General features: G+C 72.5%; 16 protein-coding genes. 13 read left to right on the forward strand and 3 right to left on the reverse strand.

Annotated features, from left to right (window positions below):
* Window positions 1-139: 139 nt before the first annotated feature.
* The 3 genes from ABD811_RS22345 (at window position 140) to ABD811_RS22355 (ending at window position 3,964) form a co-directional block, all read left to right on the forward strand.
* Window positions 140-1,324 carry an ABC transporter substrate-binding protein gene (locus ABD811_RS22345; RefSeq protein WP_344950937.1) on the forward strand — a complete coding sequence of 395 codons (1,185 nt, stop codon included), beginning with the start codon at window positions 140-142 and terminating at the stop codon, window positions 1,322-1,324.
* A gap of 84 nt (window positions 1,325-1,408) precedes the next feature.
* Window positions 1,409-2,458 carry an LLM class flavin-dependent oxidoreductase gene (locus ABD811_RS22350; RefSeq protein WP_344950940.1) on the forward strand — a complete coding sequence of 350 codons (1,050 nt, stop codon included), beginning with the start codon at window positions 1,409-1,411 and terminating at the stop codon, window positions 2,456-2,458.
* A gap of 252 nt (window positions 2,459-2,710) precedes the next feature.
* Complete coding sequence (locus tag ABD811_RS22355; protein ID WP_344951019.1) at window positions 2,711-3,964, forward strand: MFS transporter; 1,254 nt, start codon at window positions 2,711-2,713, stop codon at window positions 3,962-3,964.
* Between the two features lie 18 nt (window positions 3,965-3,982).
* On the opposite strand, the gene ABD811_RS22360 is transcribed toward ABD811_RS22355, so the two are convergent.
* Window positions 3,983-4,825, reverse strand: a complete 843-nt coding sequence (locus tag ABD811_RS22360) for a PaaX family transcriptional regulator (protein WP_344950942.1) — start codon at window positions 4,823-4,825, stop codon at window positions 3,983-3,985.
* A 139-nt stretch (window positions 4,826-4,964) separates the two neighbouring features.
* Between ABD811_RS22360 and boxC the strand changes: the two genes are divergently transcribed.
* The 7 genes from boxC (at window position 4,965) to ABD811_RS22395 (ending at window position 13,443) form a co-directional block, all read left to right on the forward strand.
* Complete coding sequence (boxC, locus tag ABD811_RS22365; RefSeq protein WP_344950945.1) at window positions 4,965-6,668, forward strand: 2,3-epoxybenzoyl-CoA dihydrolase; 1,704 nt, start codon at window positions 4,965-4,967, stop codon at window positions 6,666-6,668.
* A 3-nt stretch (window positions 6,669-6,671) separates the two neighbouring features.
* Window positions 6,672-8,090: a benzoyl-CoA 2,3-epoxidase subunit BoxB gene (gene boxB, locus ABD811_RS22370; RefSeq protein ID WP_344950948.1), complete on the forward strand. Its 1,419-nt coding sequence runs from the start codon at window positions 6,672-6,674 to the stop codon at window positions 8,088-8,090.
* 23 nt (window positions 8,091-8,113) lie between these two features.
* Complete coding sequence (locus ABD811_RS22375; RefSeq protein WP_344950950.1) at window positions 8,114-9,763, forward strand: benzoate-CoA ligase family protein; 1,650 nt, start codon at window positions 8,114-8,116, stop codon at window positions 9,761-9,763.
* Window positions 9,764-9,795: 32 nt separating this feature from the next.
* Entirely contained in the window at window positions 9,796-10,662 is an 867-nt protein-coding gene (locus ABD811_RS22380) for an amidohydrolase family protein (protein ID WP_344950952.1), read from the forward strand.
* A gap of 105 nt (window positions 10,663-10,767) precedes the next feature.
* The gene (locus ABD811_RS22385) at window positions 10,768-11,796 is read left to right on the forward strand and encodes an SPFH domain-containing protein (RefSeq protein WP_344950955.1); all 1,029 of its coding nucleotides are present in this window, start codon (window positions 10,768-10,770) and stop codon (window positions 11,794-11,796) included.
* Window positions 11,797-11,818: 22 nt separating this feature from the next.
* A complete protein-coding gene (locus ABD811_RS22390) occupies window positions 11,819-12,130 on the forward strand; it encodes a hypothetical protein (RefSeq protein WP_344950958.1) in 312 nt (103 codons plus the stop codon).
* A 125-nt stretch (window positions 12,131-12,255) separates the two neighbouring features.
* A complete protein-coding gene (locus ABD811_RS22395; protein WP_344950961.1) occupies window positions 12,256-13,443 on the forward strand; it encodes a pyroglutamyl-peptidase I in 1,188 nt (395 codons plus the stop codon).
* Between the two features lie 115 nt (window positions 13,444-13,558).
* Here the strand turns inward: ABD811_RS22395 and ABD811_RS22400 are convergent, their stop codons facing one another.
* On the reverse strand, window positions 13,559-14,590 hold the full coding sequence (locus ABD811_RS22400) for an alpha/beta hydrolase (RefSeq protein WP_344950964.1): 1,032 nt from the start codon (window positions 14,588-14,590) through the stop codon (window positions 13,559-13,561).
* Between the two features lie 321 nt (window positions 14,591-14,911).
* On the opposite strand from ABD811_RS22400, the gene ABD811_RS22405 reads away from it, so the two are divergent.
* The gene (locus ABD811_RS22405; protein ID WP_344950967.1) at window positions 14,912-16,786 is read left to right on the forward strand and encodes a class I SAM-dependent methyltransferase; all 1,875 of its coding nucleotides are present in this window, start codon (window positions 14,912-14,914) and stop codon (window positions 16,784-16,786) included.
* A 48-nt stretch (window positions 16,787-16,834) separates the two neighbouring features.
* Here ABD811_RS22405 and ABD811_RS22410 read toward each other — a convergent pair whose 3' ends face one another.
* Window positions 16,835-17,161 carry a sulfurtransferase TusA family protein gene (locus tag ABD811_RS22410; RefSeq protein WP_344950970.1) on the reverse strand — a complete coding sequence of 109 codons (327 nt, stop codon included), beginning with the start codon at window positions 17,159-17,161 and terminating at the stop codon, window positions 16,835-16,837.
* 167 nt (window positions 17,162-17,328) lie between these two features.
* Between ABD811_RS22410 and ABD811_RS22415 the strand changes: the two genes are divergently transcribed.
* Together ABD811_RS22415 and nrfD are read left to right on the forward strand one after the other, a co-directional pair.
* Window positions 17,329-18,225 carry a 4Fe-4S dicluster domain-containing protein gene (locus ABD811_RS22415; RefSeq protein ID WP_344950973.1) on the forward strand — a complete coding sequence of 299 codons (897 nt, stop codon included), beginning with the start codon at window positions 17,329-17,331 and terminating at the stop codon, window positions 18,223-18,225.
* Window positions 18,222-19,202 carry an NrfD/PsrC family molybdoenzyme membrane anchor subunit gene (gene nrfD / locus ABD811_RS22420; protein WP_344950976.1) on the forward strand — a complete coding sequence of 327 codons (981 nt, stop codon included), beginning with the start codon at window positions 18,222-18,224 and terminating at the stop codon, window positions 19,200-19,202. Before ABD811_RS22415 ends, nrfD begins: the two co-directional genes overlap by 4 nt.
* The last annotated feature ends 24 nt before the right edge of the window (window positions 19,203-19,226 follow it).

Genomic DNA, 19,226 nt, shown 5'->3' on the forward strand with positions numbered 1-19,226 from the left:
CTAGAATCACCCGATCGTGATCTATGTGAGCCCGCCTCCGGGTCCCCAGGCAAGGCGTCCGGCGTCCCCCGCGCCCTCGCTCCAGCCCCGTGACCAGGCCGAACGTCCGACCGCTGCGCGGGCGAGGCAAGGGGCGCGGGTGAGACGGCCGCTACGGCGGCTGGCGGCCGTGGCGACGGCCGCCGTGCTGACCGCCGCAACCGCCGGCGCGTGCAGCGGCTCGTCCGGCGACGAGCGGTCCGGCGGACTGCCGCAGGTGCAGATGCAGCAGGCGATCGGCGCCACCGAGGGCCGCGTCAACCTGGTGGTGTGGGCCGGGTACGCCGAGGACGGCTCCAGCGACCCGCGCGTCGACTGGGTCACGCCGTTCACCAGGGCCACCGGCTGCAAGGTCAACGCGAAGGTGGCCGACACCTCCGACGCGATGGTCGCGCTGATGAAGACCGGCCAGTACGACGGGGTGTCGGCGTCCGGCGACGCGAGCCTGCGCCTGGTGTACGGCGGCGACGTCGCGCCGGTCAACACCGGGTTGCTCACCAACTGGGACGACATCGCCCCGTACCTGAAGAACCAGCCGTACAACTCGGTGAACGGGCAGATGTACGGCGTGCCGCACGGCTACGGCGCCAACGTGCTGATGTACCGCACCGACAAGTTCTCCGAGCCGCCCACGTCGTGGGGGGTGGTGTGGGAGGACAACTCCCCGGCGGGCACCAACCTCACCGCCTACGACTCGCCGATCTACATCGCCGACGCCGCGCTGTACCTCAAGGCCAAGCGGCCCGACCTGAAGATCACCGACCCGTACGAGCTGGACGAGAAGCAGTTCAACGCCGCGGTGGAGCTGCTGCGCAAGCAGCGCTCCAAGGTCAGCAGCTACTGGCACAGCTACATGGACCTGGTCCAGTCGTACCGGGTCGGCGACACCCACGCCGGCACCGCCTGGCAGGTGATCGCCAACCTGGCCCGCGACCAGAAGGTGCCGGTCGGCACCACCATCCCCGCCGAGGGCTCCACCGGCTGGTCGGACACCTGGATGATCTCGTCCAAGGCGCAGCACCCCAACTGCATGTACCGGTGGATGAACTGGATCACCACGGCGAAGGTGCAGGCCCAGGTCGGCCAGTGGTTCGGACAGGCCCCGGCCAACCCCAAGGCGTGCCGCTACACCGCCAAGGGCTTCTGCAACGACTACCGCGTCGGCGACGCCGAGTTCTACCGCAAGATCGCGTTCTGGAAGACCCCCGTCGCCAACTGCGGCGACGGACGAGAGTGCGTCGACTACGACCGCTGGGCGCAGGCGTGGACCGAGATCAAGGGCTAGGTACCGCCTGACGAACCCCCCGAACCATCGAACCCCCGCTCACAGTCCCTTCCCCGAGAAGACATCGAAGGAGATGCTTCGCTCGTGAAGTTCAGCTACGCCATGCTCCCCGACTACCCGCTGAACGAATCCCTCGCCTCCATCAAGCTGGCGGACGAGCTGGGCTTCTACGCCTGCTACGCCGCCGACGAGCCCTGGCACAAGGACCTGTGGCTGCTGTTCGCGGCCGCCGCCGCCCAGACCTCGCAGATCCGCATGGGTCCGTCGGTGTCGGCCGTCACCCTGCGCGAGCCCACCCTCATCGCCCAGGCCGCCGCCACCCTCGACGAGCTGACCGGCGGCCGCGCCGAGGTCGTGCTGGGCAGCGGCAACTTCGGCGTGCTGGCCCAGTACAAGATCGACTGGACCCGCACCAAGCCGCTCACCCGGGTCAAGGAGGCCGTGCAGGTCGTCCGCACCCTGCTGGACGAGGGCACGATCACCCGCGACGGGGAGTTCTACTCCTACGACGGCCTCTTCACCTTCGCCCGTCCCGTCCAGGAGCGGCTGCCGGTGAAGATCGGCGCGATGCGCGGGCCCAAGTCGTTCGAGGCGGCCGGTGAGCTGTCCGACGGCGTGCACCACGCGCTCAGCTACTCGCGCGAGGCGTACGAGTACGCGGTCAAGCACTTCCGGATCGGCGCCGAGCGCGCCGGCAAGGACGCCTCGACCCTGGACATCGGCGCCTGGGTGGTGTTCGCCGTCGGCCGCGACTCCGAGGCCGCCAAGCAGGCCGCGCGCAGCATGGTCGGCCTGTACGCCTCGGCCATGCCCGCCGAGCAGCTGGAGCGCAACGGCGTCAGCCCCGCCGACGTGGCCCCGATCATCGAGGCGATCGGCGCGGGCGACCTGGCCAAGGGCATCGAGCTGACCACCCCGGAGATCACCGAGAAGCTGTCCATCGCGGGCACCCCGGAGGAGGTGCTGGAGAAGATCCAGCGCGACATCGCCCCGACCGGCGTCAACCACATGATCTGCGCCATCACCGACTCGGCGCTGGTCAAGTCGTTCACCGGCCGCGACGTCGAGAACGTCGCCGACGTGGACACCCAGCTGCGGCTGATCGCCGACGAGATCATGCCCGCGTTCAAGTGACGCGCTGACAACGGGCCGGGCACCCTCACCAGGGGTGTCCGGCCCTACGCGTGCCCGCACCCGCCGGCGGCCGGCTAGGTCGTCGGCGGGTACGCCTATATAGCAGGCAAATCATGCGAAAGGGGATTCGGGTATTAAATAACCGGCTAAACGTGACGTTAGTCATAAAGGCGGTCAATTCGGAAGGTAAAGCGAGTCCCATGCCGTTCTCCAGTCCTTGGTGCCCCCGACCAAGGAGCGAACGACGTGGACATGCCGGCGATGCTGCGCTCACTGCGCCATCACAACTACCGGCTCTGGGCCGTCGCGGACCTCATCTCCGTCACCGGGACGTGGATGCAGGTGCTCGCGCTGAACTGGCTGATCCTGACCCTCACCCACTCGGCGACCAGCGTCGGCATGGGACTGGTCCTGCAGGCCCTGCCGACCATGCTGCTCGGGCCGTGGGGCGGCGTCATCGCCGACCGGCTGCCCGCCCGCCGCGTCGTGCTGGCCGGGCAGATCGCCCAGGCGGGCCTGTCCACCCTGCTGGCCGTGCTGGCCGCCGGGCCGCCGGGCTCCATCTCCGGCCTGTACGCGATCTCGTTCGTCTCCGGCATGGTCACCGCGCTGACCAGCCCGGCGCTGGGCCGCTTCGGCGGTGAGGTGGTCGGCCCGGACGACCTGTCCAACGGCCTGGCCCTGGGCTCGCTGCTCAGCTCGGGCGCCCGCATCCTCGGCATGAGCCTGGCCGGGGTCGTCATCCCGCTGGCGGGCGTGCCCGGCGCGTTCGCCGCCAACGCCGCCAGCTTCGGCGCCGTGATCGTCGCGCTGCTGCTGATGCGCACCCGCGAGCTGCACGTCCTGCCGCCCGGCGCGCCGTCCGAACGCGGCGTCGCCGCGGGATTTCGGCACGTCCTGCGCACCCCGTGGATGCTGGTGACGCTGTTCCTGGCGTTCATGCTGGGCAGCCTCGGCCGCAACTACCAGGTGACCATGGCCGCCATGAGCCAGGGCCCGCTGCACGGCGGCGCCGCCGGGTACGGGGCGCTGTCGGTGGCGTTCGCGGTCGGCACCGTCCTCGGCGGCGCGTACGCGGCGGCCCGTGCCCGGCTGCCGCTGCGCCTGCTGCTGGTGACGGCGTTCCTGTGCTCGATCGGCCAGCTGCTCAGCGGCGCCGCGCCCAACCTGGCGACCTTCGGCGCGCTGATGCTGCCCGTCGCCGCCTCCGCCGTGCTGATCGACACCACCGTCAGCACCCGCGTCCAGCTGGACAACCCGGGCCACCTGCGCGGCCGCGTCATCGCCGCCCAGGGCATGGTCGGCGCCGCGTCCGGCGCGGTCGGCGGCCCGCTGCTCGGCTACCTGTGCGACACGCTCGGCCCCCGCGCCGCCCTCATGCTCGCCGGGACCGCCTGCGCCCTGGCCACCGTCGCCGCCGCCTGGGCCCTGGCCCGCCTGCGCGCCGGCCGCGGGCTGCTGCCGCGTCTCGCCGCCGTTCCCGCACCGGAGTCCGCGGCCCCCTGACCCGGTCCGCCGCCGGACTCAGGGGCGGGTGGCCAGGGTCTGCCAGTGGGCGCGGGCGGGGTGCTGCCAGGTGGTGTGGCGGTCGTCGAACAGGTGGCGGGCGCGGCGGCCGATCCAGCCGGGGGGCAGCAGCTCGTCGGGGAGCTGGGGGTCCAGGAAGGGGAAGCGGCGCCACTCGTGGACGAGCCGGACCTGGGCGAACAGCGTCTCGTCGCCCGGCTCGGGGCGCAGGCCGGAGAACTCGTCCAGGAACGCGGCGTAGCGGGAGTCGACCTCGGCCAGGTCCCAGGCGCGTTCGACCAGCTCGGCCTCGGAGCCGATGCCCGCGAACGGGCCGGTGAACGAGAACGCCGACGCCTCCAGGCCGAGGTCGCCGACGATCTGCTTGACCTCGGCCTCCCGCTCGGGATGCGGGCTGACCCACAGCCCCGCGGTGGGGTTGCCGAAACCCGCCCAGGCGAGCCGGGTGTGCAGCTGGTGGCGCAGCCGCCGGCGCGTCTCGGGGACCGAGACCATGACGATCAGCCAGCGGCCGTCCCAGGCGCGGCGGTCGGCGCCGAAGGAGTAGATGCGCTGCGCGCCCTCGGTGAGCAGGCGGCGGCCGGGCGGGGTGAGGTCCCAGCGCACGCGGCGGCCGTCGCGTGCCGAGACGATCCAGCCGTCGGCGGCGGTGCGGTTGACGGCCTGCCGCGCCGACTTCTCCTCCACGCCCAGGCCCGCCAGGACGCGCAGCAGCGTCGAGGTCCACACCGGCTCGCCGGACGGCAGCACGAACTCGCCGAGCACGGTGAGCAGCAGCGAGCGCGCACTGGTCCCGCCGACGTTGTGCCGGCGGGACAGCACCGGCTCCGTCGTGGCCATCCAGCCTCCCTCGGTCGGGTGCGGGGTCGGGTGCGGCCCCAAGTATCCCAGCCCCCAACGTGCTACACAGTATTGACGTAACTGCAGAATTACGTCAAAGATGAGAGTGAGGGAGAACACACTCGAAGGAGGCGCCGACATGTCCGTCACCGCGGCGGCCGAGCCGGGCACCGAACACGACCCGCCGCGGGTCTCGTTCGACGCCCATCCCGCCGGCTACCGGCACCTGGCCCTGGAGATCGACGGGGAGATCGCCCGGATCGTGCTGCGCGTCGACGAGCACGGCGGCCTGGTCCCCGGCTACGAGCTCAAGCTGAACTCCTACGACCTGGGCGTGGACATCGAGCTGTACGACGCCGTCCAGCGGCTGCGCTTCGAGCATCCCGAGGTGCGCGCCGTGGTGCTGACCGGCGGGCTGGAGAAGGTGTTCTGCGCGGGCGCCAACATCCGGATGCTCGCCCGCTCCGGCCACCCGTGGAAGGTCAACTTCTGCAAGTTCACCAACGAGACCCGCAACGGCATCGAGGACGCCACGGCCAACTCCGGCCAGACCTACATCGCGGCCGTCAACGGCACGGCCGCGGGCGGCGGGTACGAGCTGGCGCTGGCCTGCGACCGCATCATCCTGGTCGACGACGGGTCCACGGCGGTGTCCCTGCCGGAGGTTCCGCTGCTGGCCGTGCTGCCCGGCACCGGCGGGCTGACCCGGGTGGTCGACAAGCGCGGCGTCCGCCGCGACCTGGCCGACGTGTTCGCCACCCGGGCCGAGGGCGTGCGCGGGGCCACCGCCGTCGACTGGGGGCTGGTGGACGAGGCCGTCCCGCGCAGCCGGTTCGAGGAGACGGTGCGGCGACGCGCCGAGGAGGCCGCGGCCCGCTCGTCCCGGCCCGGGGACGCCGAAGGCATCACCCTGACCCCGCTGGAACGCACGGAGACCGCCGACGCGATCACCTACCGGTACGTGACGGCCGAACTCGACCGCGCCGCCGGGCTGGCCACCCTCACCGTGCGCGGCCCGGACACCGGACCGCCCGCCGACCTCGCCGGGATCCACGCGCAGGGCGCCGCCTTCTGGCCGCTGGCGTTCACCCGGGAACTGGACGACCTCATCCTGCGGCTGCGCACCAACGAGCTGGAGATCGGCACCTGGGTGATCAAGACGGTGGGCGACGCCGACCGCGTCCTCGCCCACGACGCGCTGCTGGCCGAGCACGCCGGCGACTGGCTGGTCAACGAGATCCGCCACTACACCAAGCGCACCTTCAAGCGCCTGGACGTCACCAGCCGCAGCCTGATCGCGCTGATCGAGCCCGGGAGCTGCTTCGCCGGGACGCTGCTGGAGCTGGCCCTGGCCTGCGACCGCTCCTACATGCTCGACGGCGTCTTCGAGGACGAGGACCCCGACGCCGACCCCGCCGTGATCGTCCTCGGCGACGCCAACTTCGGCGCCTACCCCATGGGCAACGGCCTGACCCGCCTCCAGTCGCGTTTCCACGGCACCCCGGGAAAGGCCGAGAGCCTGCGCGGCGAGGCGGGCGCGCGCGTCGACGCGGTGAAAGCGGCCGCCCTGGGGCTTGTGACCTTCGCCTTCGACGACATCGACTGGGAGGACGAGGTCCGTATCGCCCTGGAGGAACGCGCGTCGCTCAGCCCCGACGCGCTGACCGGAATGGAGGCCAACCACCGGTTCGCCGGTCCCGAGACCCTGGAGACCAAGATCTTCGGCCGGCTGTCGGCCTGGCAGAACTGGATCTTCCAGCGCCCCAACGCCGCCGGACCCGACGGCGCGCTGCGCAGCTACGGAACCGGCCGCAAGGCCGTCCTCGACCGGAAGCGGGTGTGACCCATGAGCACGAGCGTCGACTACACCGAGCGGATCCCCAACAACGTCGACCTGTCCGGCGACCGGCGGCTCCAGCGGGCGCTGGAGTCCTGGCAGCCCAAGTTCCTGCGCTGGTGGGGCGAGATGGGCCCGGCGCTGCCGACCAGGGACGTCTACCTGCGCACCGCCGTGTCCGTCGGCCGCGAGGGCTGGGCCCACTTCGGGCACGTGCCGCTGCCGGAGTACCGGTGGGGGATCTTCCTGGCCGAACGCGACCCCGACCGGCGCATCGCCTTCGGCGAGCACAAGGGCGAGCCGGTCTGGCAGCAGGTGCCCGGCGAGTACCGCGCGGACCTGCAGCGGCTGATCGTCGTGCAGGGCGACACCGAGCCCGCGTCCGTCGAGCAGCAGCGGCACCTGGGCATGACCGCGCCCAGCCTGTACGACCTGCGCAACCTGTTCCAGGTGAACGTGGAGGAGGGCCGTCACCTGTGGGCGATGGTCTACCTGCTGCACGCCTACTTCGGCCGCACCGGGCGGGAGGAGGCCGAGGCGCTGCTGCGGCGCAACTCCGGCAGCGACGACTCCCCGCGCATCCTCGGCGCGTTCAACGAGGAGACGCCTGACTGGCTGGCGTTCTACATGTTCACCTACTTCACCGACCGGGACGGCAAGTACCAGCTCGGCACGCTCAAGGAGAGCGCGTTCGACCCGCTGTCGCGCACCTGCGCGTTCATGCTCAAGGAGGAGGCCCACCACATGTTCGTGGGCACCACCGGCGTGGACCGGGTGGTGGAGCGCACCGCGCAGCTCATGCGCGAGCACGACACCGACGACGTGCGCCCGTACGGCGGCATCCCGCTGGAGATCGTCCAGAAGTACGTCAACTTCCACTACAGCGTCTCGCTGGACCTGTTCGGCTCGGAGACCTCCACCAACGTCGCCAACTACTTCACCGGCGGGCTCAAGGGACGCTGGCAGGAGGAGCGCCGCAAGGACGACCACCTGCTGACCGAGGACGTCGCCGCCGTCGCCCAGGTCCGCGACGGACGCGTCGTGGAGGTCGAGACGCCCGCGCTGGTCGCGCTCAACCACGATCTGCGCTGCGAGTACGTCGCCGACTGCCAGAGCGGCATGAACCGGTGGAACCGCATCCTGGAGAACGCGGGCGTCGACCTGCGGCTGCGCCTGCCGCACGTCGGGTTCAACCGGCACGTCGGCGCGTTCGCCGGGCACCACCTCTCCCCGGACGGGCGGCTGATGAGCGCCGAGGACTGGGCGGCCCGGCGGGACGACTGGCTGCCCACCGAGGAGGACAAGGCGTACGTGCGGTCGCTGATGCGTCCCGTGTACGAACCCGGCAAGATCGCGAGCTGGGTCGCACCGCCCCGCTCCGGCATCAACGGACAGCCCTTCGAGTACGAGTACGTCCACCTCTCCTGACCGCGCGGACGCTGGAGCCGACCATGCCCGAGTCCATGCCCCGAACCGGTCCCGCACCCTTCAACGCCTGCCGCTACCTGGTGGACCGGCAGGTCGAGCTCGGCCACGGCGACCGGATCGCCGTCGCCGGGCCGGGCGGCGCCCTCACCTACGCCCGGCTCGCCGCCCTCGTCCGGCGCGCCGCCGCCGGGCTGCGCGCCGCCGGGGTCCGGCCCGAGGAACGGCTGGTGCTGTTCGCCGCCGACGGCCCCGAACTGCTCGTCGCGCTGCTGGCGGGGATGCGGATCGGCGCCGTCCCCGTGCCCGTGTCGACCATGTACCACGGGGACGAGCTGGCCGCGCTGCTGCGCGACTCGCGCGCCCGCACGCTCCTGGTGTCGCCGCAGTTCGCCGACGCCGCCGCCGAGGCGCTGCCGATGGCGCCCGAGGTGACGTCCGTGGTGCTGACCGACGGCGCGAAGCCGGACGTCCCGCCCGGCGTGCGGCCCATCGACTGGGACGAGCTGCTCGCCGGCGGCGAAGGCCACGACACCGCCCCCTACGACACCTGGGACGAGTCCCCGGCGTTCTGGCTCTACACCTCCGGCACCACCGGCACGCCCAAGGCGGCCATGCACCGGCACGCGAGCGTGCGGCACGTCGCCGAGACCTACGCCGCCCAGGTGCTGGGCATCACCCCCGACGACCGCTGCTTCTCCGTCGCCAAGCTGTTCTTCGCCTACGGGCTGGGCAACTCGGGCTTCTTCCCGTTGTCGGCGGGAGCCACGACCATCCTCGACCCGGCCCGTCCCACCCCGGCCTCCGTGGCCGAGCGGGTGCGCGAGAACGAGCCCACGCTGTTCTTCGCCGTCCCCACCTTCTACGCCGCGCTGCTCGCCTCCGACCTGCCGTCCGACACGTTCGCCTCGGTACGGCTGGCGGTGTCGGCGGGGGAGGCGCTCCCGGCCGACCTGTACCGGCGGTTCACCGAACGGTTCGGCGTGGAGATCCTCGACGGCATCGGGTCGACCGAGGCGCTGCACATCTTCCTGTCCAACCGGCCCGGCCGGGTACGGCCCGGCACGTCCGGCATGCCCGTCCCCGGCTACGAGGTGCGGGTCGTCGACGAGCACGGCGCCGACGTGCCGCCCGGCGTGCCCGGCGACCTGCTGGTGCGCGGGCCCTCCCTCACCACCGGCTACTGGTGCCGCACCGGCGTCACCCGCCGCGCCTTCCACGGCGAATGGCTGCGCACCGGCGACAAGTACGTGGTGGACGACGACGGCTACCACACCTGCCTCGGCCGCTCCAACGACATGATCAAGGCGGGCGGGATCTGGGTGTCGCCCGCCGAGGTCGAGCAGGTGCTCGCCCGGCACCCGTCGGTCGCCGAGGTCGTGGTGGTGGCGGTGCCCGACGAGAACGGCCTGGACAAGCCCGTGGCCTGCGTCGTCCCGGCCCCCGGCGCCACGGTGGACCCGGACGAGCTGATCGCCCTGTGCCGGGAGCGGCTGGCGGCGTTCAAACGCCCCCGCCACGTGCTGGTGGTCGACGTCATCCCCAAGACCGCCACCGGCAAGCTGCGCCGCTTCGCCGTCCGCGAGACGGCCCGCGAACGCCTCGCGGGCGCCTCCGCCGCGCCGCGGCCCGCCGACGTTGTACCCGCCGCCGACGAGGGAATAGTCGCCACCTAGCCTACGGATACGGCCCACCTACAGGAGGACGGATGCTGGACGGCCGGCTGCTCGTCGACGCGCATGTGCACGCCGCGCGCCTGCCCACGCTGAGCCCCGCGTGGCGGCGTTGGGCCGAGGAGTTCGGCCGCGCCAACCCCTGGCCCGACCTCTACGACGACGACGGAACCCCCATCCCGGAACGGTTCGACGCGCACTTCGCCGCCGAGGGCGTGGACGCGGCGCTGCTGTTCAGCGAGTACAGCCCCAAGGCCACCGGCACCCAGCCGATCGAGGACGTGCTGCCGCTGGTCAAGCACAACCCGCGCCGCTTCCGCGCCGTCGCCAACGTCAACCCGCACCTGCACTACCCGATCGACGCGGAGTTGTCCCGGCAACTGGACCTGGGCGCGATCGCCTTGAAGCTGCACCCGGTGCACGGCGGTTTCAGCCCGTCCGACAACGCCCTCTACCCGGCGTACCACGTGTGCCGCGAGGCGGGCATCCCCGTCATCGTGCACTGCGGGACGAGCACGTTCCCGGGCGCGTCCAACAAGTTCGCCGACCCGATCCTGCTCGACGACGTGCTCCGCGACTTCCCCGACCTGACCATCGTCCTGGCCCACGGCGGCCGCGGCTGGTGGTACGACGCCGCCGCGTTCCTGGCCCTGTCCCGCGACAACGTCTGGATCGAGCTGTCCGGCCTGCCGCCGCGCAGGCTCCCCGAGTACTACGCCCGCCACGACCTGTCCCGCCTGGCCCGCAAGTTCATCTTCGGCACCGACTGGCCCGGCATGCCCGGCGTCGCCCGCAACGCCCGCGCCATCGCCGCCCTCAACCTGGACGACGAGACCATCTCCCTCATCCACGGCCGCAACGCCGTGAACGTCTACCCGGCCCTACGCAACCTCCTGGCCTGAGTCGGGGGAGTTGCTTCCGTTCGCGGCAAACCGGATGAACGTGATCTGCGTCCTATTGGCACCAATTGCTGATCATCGGCGTGGGCCGGGACGGACGGAGAGATCATGGCAGGGGCGAGGACTGGGACGGCGGAGCGGGGCGGGCGGCGGATGTCGCGGGGAGGCGCGATCGCGCTGGCGGTCGTGCTGGCCGTGGTCGGGCTTCCGCTGCTGAAGGGGCTGCTCGGCAGCTTCGAGCGCACCGGCGGCGGTGAGGTCGCCGTCGTCCGCAACGGCGGGTTCTTCGACGACAACAAGATCCGCCAGGTCGTGGACCCCGCGTCCAGCCGGACCTGGACCGGCTGGTGGTCGAAGATCCACCGGTACCCGGCGCAGCAGCGCTTCTACACCATCACCGCCAAGGCCGGCGACAGCGACCAGCGCAACGTCGACGTCGTCACCGTGCCCAGCAGCGACGGCGTCAACATGGGCATCGAGGGCGTCCTGTACTTCACCCTCAACCTCGACCACGACGCGCTGCGCAAGTTCGACGACAAGTTCGGCACCCGCAAGTTCCGCGGCCCCGACGGCAAGAGCCACTTCGCCTGGGAAGGCGACGAGGGCTGGTCGGCGTTCCTGCACCAGATCGTCCGGCCGGTCATCGACAACGACCTGCGCACGCAGATCAACAGCTTCCGGTGCGCCGAGCTGGTGTCGTCCTGCGCGCTCGTGCAGAACACCGGTACGACCGCCGCCAAGCGGCCGAACACGGGCCTGCCGCAGGCGCAGAGCAACAACGCCAACATCGCCAAGGTGCAGACCGCGATCAACACCAGCCTGGCCACCGACCTGGAGAACACCCTCGGCGGCAAGTTCCTCACCAACCTGCACTTCAACCTGGTCCGGGTGACGCTGCCCGCCCGCGTGCAGGAGGCGGTGGACCGCGCGCAGGCGGCGTTCGCGCAGGTCAGCGAGGCGCAGGCCAAGGTGGCGTCGGCGCAGGCCGAGGCGCAGGCCAACAAGGCCCGGCAGGACGGGTACAACAAGTGCCCGACGTGCGCGCGGATCGAGGAGCTCAAGGCGCTGCCGCAGGGCATCACCGTGTACGCGCCGGGCAACCCCAACGGCTCCCTGTACGGGACGGGCCGCCGCTGATCGACGTCACCGGGAGGCGACCGTGCGGATTCTGCTCATCCTGGGCGCGCTGGTGCTGCTCGCGGCCATCGTGCTGCTGCTCTGGTACGGCGTGACGGGCGGGCGGCCCAGGGCGGCGACGCCGCCGCGGTGGGAGCCCCACACCGAGACCGACGGCGGCGTCACCGTCGTCGTGGTGCGCAGGGTGTCCCGCTCCGGGGACCAGGTCACCGAACTGGGACGCCAGGTCGTCGCCGAGATCCCCGACGCGGATCCGGACTGGGAGAGCCGCTACCACGAGGCGATGGCGACGGCGCGGTCCCGGGTGGCCGCGTTGGAGATCGAGTCGGACTGACCGCCCCGCCCCGGCCGTCGCGCAGGAGTGACGGCCGGGGCCGGACGGGTTCGGCACATTCCACCGTTGCCGGGGCGACCGGACGGTTTCGACAATGGCCGTCGATCTTCCAGGGAGGGTGCGCGATGCGCGTGGCGTGGGTCTCGGCGGTCGTCGTCGCTGCGGTGACGTGGGCGGGGGCCGTCCCGGCCCACGGTGAGACGGCGACGGTCGAGGAGCAGCGGCTCGCCAGGGCGGTGCCGCAGGAGATCCTCCGGCTCAGCGGATTCGACGACGTGACGGCGAAGTTCACCCGTGCGCTGCGCGACGTCCGCACCTACGGCGAGGCCGAACGGGTCGTCGCCCGCCACGGGGACCGGTTGTGGCGGCGCGCGGTCGACCGGGCGCAGGGCCGCGGACCCGCCGACGGCCTCGCCCGCGAGGACGACCGGCCCCTGTACTGGGCGCGGCTGGGCATGACGCGCGAGCTGCGGAACTGGCAGCCGTCCTTCGCGTTGCCCGGCGACGCCCGGAACCGGCTGATCGACCGGCTGGAGACCGCGTCCCGCGGCGAGGACTCGATCCGCTTCCCCAAGGGCGTGCGGAAGATCCTGGTCACGGGGTTCGACCCGTTCACGCTCGACCGTGACATCCGCATCGGCAACCCCTCGGGGGCGTCCGCGCTGGCGTTGGACGGCACGCTCATCCGGACGGCGGCGGGCCCCGCGCGGATCGAGACGGCGGTGTTCCCGGTGCGGTGGCGGGACTTCGCCGACGGCACGGTCGAGCGGACGCTGCGTCCCCACCTGCCGCGCGTCGACATGTTCACGACCGTCAGCCAGGGCCGCGTCGGACGCTTCGACGTCGAACGCTACAACGGCGCCTGGCGCGGCGGATCGCCGGACAACGAGAACGTCTCCAAGCTGGAGATGATCCCCGTCAAGGGGACGCAGCCGCAGTGGACGACCACGACGCTGCCGTACAAGGCCATCACCGCGGCCCGGACGGGACGTTTCCCGGTCTACGACAACACGCAGGTGACCGAGATCCCGGCCGGCGGCACCACACCCGTCGTGCGGCCCGACGGCCCCACCGAAGGGTCCACCGCACGGGCCGGAGGCGGCGGCAACTACCTGTCCAACGAGATCGCCTACCGCGCCACGCTGCTGCGCGACCGTCTCGGCCTCGACACTCCGGGCGGGCATCTGCACACGCCGGTGCTGGAGTTCGGGCAGAACGAGGCCGTGACCGACCCGACGTTCGAGCAGAACCGCCGCGACATCATCACCCAGGTCCGCACGGTGCTTCGCGTGGCCGCCGACGCGTCCTCCTGATTAATCCGTTGCCGGGTGGTCGTCCGCGGCGGCTTCGCCACGGGCGCGGCGGAGGCGGGCGGACCCCTCACCCCGCACGAACGCGACATCGCGTGCCTGGCCGATCCAATGCGTGTCAACCGGCGACGCCCAAGGCGGTCATCATCAGTGGCCAGTACCGGTGCATCTCCGGCTGCCAGGTCGCCCAGTCGTGCCAGCCGTTGCCGTAGATGTGCGACGTCACCGGGATGCCGAGGGCGCGCAGACGGTCGATGAAGTCCCGGGACGTCACCCCGGTGAGCACCTCCTGGGACTGGACGATGAGCCGCTCCCATGGAGCCGGGTCGTCGTACTCGCCGGGCAGCCCCGTGGTGCCGGACGACACGTACAGCCCGGTGCCGCGCAGATTGGCCGCGAGTTCGTACGGGTCGTGCGCCCGCCAGTTGGCGTCGTCGATCCCGGGGACGCCCCACACGCGCAGCGGGTCGCCGGTGTCGGTGAAGAACGCCTGGGTGAACATGACCGCCGTGGGAACGCCGGGCCTGGTCATGTGCTGGATGCCGCTGGAGGCCGCCGCGTAGCGGAACATGCCCGGATGGCGGGCCGCGTAGGTCGTCGCGCCCGTCGCGCCGGACGAGATGCCCATCGCCGCGCGCGTCGTGCCGGCCCGGTAGTTGCGTTCCATCAGCTGGAGGACCTCCTGGGTGTGGAAGGTCTCCCATCTGGGCGTGCCGCCCCTGCCGTAGTTCCACCAGTCGGTGAACGCCCCGTCCGCGCACTCGGGCATGACCACCATCACGTCATGGCGCGCCGACAGTTCTTCGATGTCGGTGCTGCGCGTCCAGGACACGTAGGTGTCGCGGCCGCCGTGGTAGGCGTAGACGACCGGCCAGGTGCGTACGGCGTCCCGCGACCACCCGTCCGGGACGAGCACCCGCACCTTGACCGACTGGCCCAGGGCGGGCGACGACACGGTCAGGTCGTAGGTGCGTTCGTCCAACTGTTCCTCGGCGGTGACGGTGGCGCCGTCGTCCGCCGGAACGGCCGCGGGCGCCCCGGCGGGAGCGGCGGCGGACGCGGGCGGTGCCGGGGCGGCCGCCACCGTCGTGGCCGTGCCGACCGTCACGGCCGAGACCGCTGTGAGGAGAAGGAACCGGGCAGTGCGCATGCTGGTCTCCGGAAGCCGTGGAACTGGCGGTGCGACCCTAGGACGGATCGGCGCGGCTGCCATCGCCCGCGGATGACAACGTCGGCGCGGGTTCTTGTCAGCGGGCCGACTGGCGGCGGTCGCGTCGCACATGCCTCCCGCCGGTACGCGGACGGCGCCCGTCCGGACACTCACCCAACTGAGGAGCCGGCGCGCGGAGTTTGGCATCGGCCGTATTACGGCCCGGTAACCACAGGCGGATGATCTGCACAGCCGAGCTGGTCTCGCATCGGGGCGGACGCGCCTCCGGCTCCGCCCCGAGCCCCCGCGAAAGGGACCGACATGCGACTGCGATCGATCATGCTGCTGACCGCGGCCGGGTTCACGGCGGACGCGCTGTGGCGACGGTCGAGGACCTCGAAGCTGACACCGTTGACACCGCCGCCGTCCGGTGACGAGGCCCCCTCCGACGTTTCCGACGGCCACCGCTTCGTCACGGCCGAGGGGGTGCGCCTGGACGACGCCACCCGCCGGGCCGCCGCCGCCCACGCCCGGAGCCGCGGGCTGCGGGTGCTGGACCTCGTGCCGTCCGGGCTGGACAGCCTCCGCGCGCTGGAGCTGGCACGGCGCGTCGATCCCGCCACGTACCGGTGGTCGCGCCTGGCGGTCGGCGGGGGAGGCGCGCACGCCGTGCTCGTCGACTCCGACGTGGCGGAGCGGGCCGGGATCTCCCGGTTCGAGGGGCTGAGCCCCGCGGAGATGGACGAGCTGATCGCCCGCCTCAAGTGCTACGCCCCCACCGCGACCGACCTGTGCGTGGTCCCCGGCATCACGCCGGTCGGCTGCACGGCCGCCGACCGCCGCCGGATCCTGCGCCGCCGCTGGCCCAGCGACCTGCCCGTCTACCTGACCGGCAACATCCTCGGGCTCGGCGCGCTGGGCGCCGCGCTGGCGCGCTGCCTGAGTGGACGCGGCGGCTCCGCGAGGTGGGACGCGGCGGCCGCGCTCGCGGTGCTCGCCGCGGCGTGCGCCCAGCCGTACCTGGCGACCGCCGGAACCCCGCTGCGCCCCCACGACCGGCGCCGTTTCGCGCTGTCCCGTCCGGTCGCCGCGCCCTTCCGGTGGCTGCGCGTCGCCGCCCAACGCGAGGACCCCGACCCGCAGCTGCCCGCCCTGCGCGCCGAGTACGCCGCCGACCTGGCGCAGGGCGTCGACCGGTTCTTCGAGGAGCGCCGCGCCGACTGCCCCTGGTGCGGTGGCGGCGACCTGCGTCACCTGCTGACCAGCGGCGACCGTCAGCACCACCGGCCGGGCAGGTTCGTCCTGGAGCGCTGCGGGACCTGCGGGCACGTCTTCCAGAACCCCCGGCTCAACGTCACCGGCCTGGACTTCTACTACCGGGACTTCTACGACGGCTCCGGCGGCCCGGAGGTCGAACGCGGGTTCCGCCTGGCGGGCCCGCACTACCGGGACCGCGCCAGGATGCTGCGCGGCCACGCCGAACCCAGGGCGTGGCTGGACGTCGGCGCGGGGCACGGCCACTTCTGCAACGCCGCCCGCGACGTCTGGCCGGACACCCGCTTCGACGGGCTCGACATGGGCGTGTCCATCCAGGAGGCCGAACGGCGCGGCTGGGTCGACCACGCCTACCTGGGCCTGTTCCCCGACCTGGCCGACAAGCTCGCCGGCGAGTACGACGTGGTGAGCATGCACCACTACCTGGAGCACACCGTCGACCCGCACGCGGAGCTGGACGCGGCCGCCCGGGTGCTGGCGCCCGGCGGGCACCTGCTGATCGAGGTCCCCGACCCCGAGTGGCCCCTGGGACGGCTGGCGGGCAGCTGGTGGCACGCCTGGTTCCAGCCCCAGCACCTGCACTTCGTCACGGTCGGCAACCTCGTCCGGGGCCTGGAGGAGCGCGGTTTCCGGGCGGTCGCCGTCGAACGCGGCCCCGCGCACCAGCCGGTCGAGCTGCTGATGATCGTGATGCTGCTGGCGCACCGGATCGTCCCGGACCCCGGCAAGCCCTGGCGCGACCCGCGCGCCCGGCGGCTGCGCGGGGCGGCGCGGACCGCCGTGTACGTGGCGGCGGGCCCGCTGATGTTCGCCGCCGCCGTGACCGACCAGTTGCTGCTGCCCGTCATCCGGCGCGGAAACCGGTCGAACGCCTACAGGGTGCTCGCCCGGCGAGTGGCCGACGATGCCCGGCCGGAGTGAGGGCGCGGCCGTCCCCGCCCCGGGTGGGGAGGGCCGCCGTGCCCTGTGTCAGTCCGTGGTCGCCGGGCGCCAGGGGGACTTGGGGTCCGTGGGGCGGGGGGAGGCGCTGACGCGCAACGCGTAGCCGGGGGTGCCGGGCCTGTCGGGGAGCGGGCCGAGGTAGGTGTGACCGGTCAGGTGGCACCAGGCGGCCAGGTCCACGGGCGCGGCCGGGTCGGACGCCAGCAGGTGCACGATCGTCCCCGCCGGAAGGGCGGCGAGCCGGCCGCGCAGCTGGAGCAGCAGCCGGGTGCACGACTGGTCGCCGCCGTCGATCACCACGGGCTCGGACGCGGGGGGCTCGAAGGTGCCGGGCTCGGGGGTGGACGTGCTCATGGCGCCGGCCGCACCCGGGCGATGCCGGTGTCCTCGGGCATCGGGAGGCCCTCCCGTCATGGCGTTGGACCGTTCTTGACCCGACTGTAGCCGCGACACCGCCCGTGATCATGTCTTTTCGGTCACATCAGGCGTTTGGGGTGCCGCTCGGAGGGGACTCCGACGCCATGACCGAGACCGGCGAGCGCCCCCGTGTGGGTTTCTTCACCGACACGTCGGTGTGCATCGGGTGCAAGGCGTGCGAGGTCGCGTGCAAGGAGTGGAACGCCGTCCCCGAGGACGGGCTGCTGCTGACGGGGATGTCGTACGACAACACCCAGGGCCTGGGGGCCGACACGTGGCGGCACGTGGCGTTCATCGAGCAGCGCAAGCCGGTGGACGTGTTCGAGGCGGCGGGGCAGGCGGACGCGGGGTCCGAGTTGCAGGCCGACGCGGGGACCGAGCTGCAGGCGGACGCGGGGTCCGAGTTGCAGGCCGGCGCGGGGACCGGGATGCGCTGGCTCATGGCGTCGGACGTGTGCAAGCACTGCACGCACGCGGCATGCCTGGACGTGTGCCCCACCGGGTCGTTGTTCCGTACGGAGTTCGGCACGGTCGTCGTCCAGGAGGACATCTGCAACGGCTGCGGCTACTGCATTCCCGCCTGCCCGTACGGGGTCATCGACCAGCGCAAGGGCGACGGACGCGCCTGGAAGTGCACGATGTGCTACGACCGCCTGGGCGTCGGCATGGAACCGGCCTGCGCCAAGGCGTGCCCCACCGACTCCATCCAGTTCGGCCCGCTGGACGAGCTGCGTGAACGCGCCGAGTCCAGAGTGCAGGCCCTGCACGACGCCGGCCAGCCCGAGGCCCGCCTGTACGGGGAGGACCCGGACGACGGCGTCGGCGGCGCCGGCGCGTTCTTCCTGCTCATGGACGAGCCCGAGGTGTACGGGCTGCCGCCCGACCCGGTGGTGACCACCCGGGACCTGCCGTCGATGTGGCGGCACGCCGCCGTGGCGGCGGTGACGATGGCGGCGGGTGTGGCCGCCTGCTTCGTGCGGGCGGGCCGGAGGTCGCGATGACGCAGGCGGAAGGCACGGAACGCAGGGGACGCAGGCGCGGCAGGAGGCGGCGCGGCGAACAGGTCATGGTGCCGGAGGCGCACTTCACCTCCTACTACGGCATGCCGGTGCTGAACAAGCCCGTGTGGAAGCCGCTCGACATCGCCGGATACCTGTTCCTCGGCGGCCTGGCCGGGGGCTCCTCGCTGCTCGCCGCAGGCGCCCACGCCACAGGGCAGCGCGCGCTTGCCCGCACCGCCAAGGTGGGGGCGCTCGGCGCCATCTCCCTGTCGCTGGTCGCGCTCGTCCACGACCTGGGGCGGCCCGCGCGTTTCCTCAACATGCTGCGCGTGGCCAAGCCGACCTCCCCGATGAGCATGGGGTCGTGGCTGCTGTTCGGCTACGGGCCGCTGGCCGGGGCGGCCGCCGTGACGGAGGTGACGGGACGGTTCCCGCGCCTGGGCTCGCTGGCCACGGCGGGCGCGGCCGTCCTGGGCCCCGGCGTCACCACCTACACGGCGGTGCTCGTGTGCGACACCGCCGTGCCGTCGTGGCACGAGGGGTACCGGCAGATGCCGTTCCTGTTCGCCGGGTCCGGCGCGGCGGCCGCGGCGGGCCTCGGCCTGATCTTCGCCCCCGCCGAGCCCGCACGGCGCGCCGGCGTCCTCGGCGCCGCCGCGGAACTCGGGGTGACGCAGGTGATGAAGCGGCGCATGGGGCTGGCGGCCGAGCCCCTGGAGCAGGGCAGGGCGGGGCGTCTCATGCGCGCCTCCGAGGCGCTGACGGCGGCGGGCGCGGGGCTGGCCGTGCTGTCCGGAGCCGTCAGGTCCAGGGCGTTGTCGGCGGCGGCGGGCGCCGCGCTGATCGCCGGATCGGCGACGCTGCGCTTCGGCGTCTTCCACGCGGGCGTCGCGTCCGCCCAGGACCCCAAGTACACCGTCGTCCCGCAACGGGAACGCCTGGAAAGCCGGGGGTTTTCGTCCGCCCGGCAGGGGTAACAGGCAGCAGACCGACGAAAGGAC

The organism is Actinomadura miaoliensis, from assembly GCF_039536785.1.
In the GTDB taxonomy this organism is placed as follows: domain Bacteria; phylum Actinomycetota; class Actinomycetes; order Streptosporangiales; family Streptosporangiaceae; genus Spirillospora; species Spirillospora miaoliensis.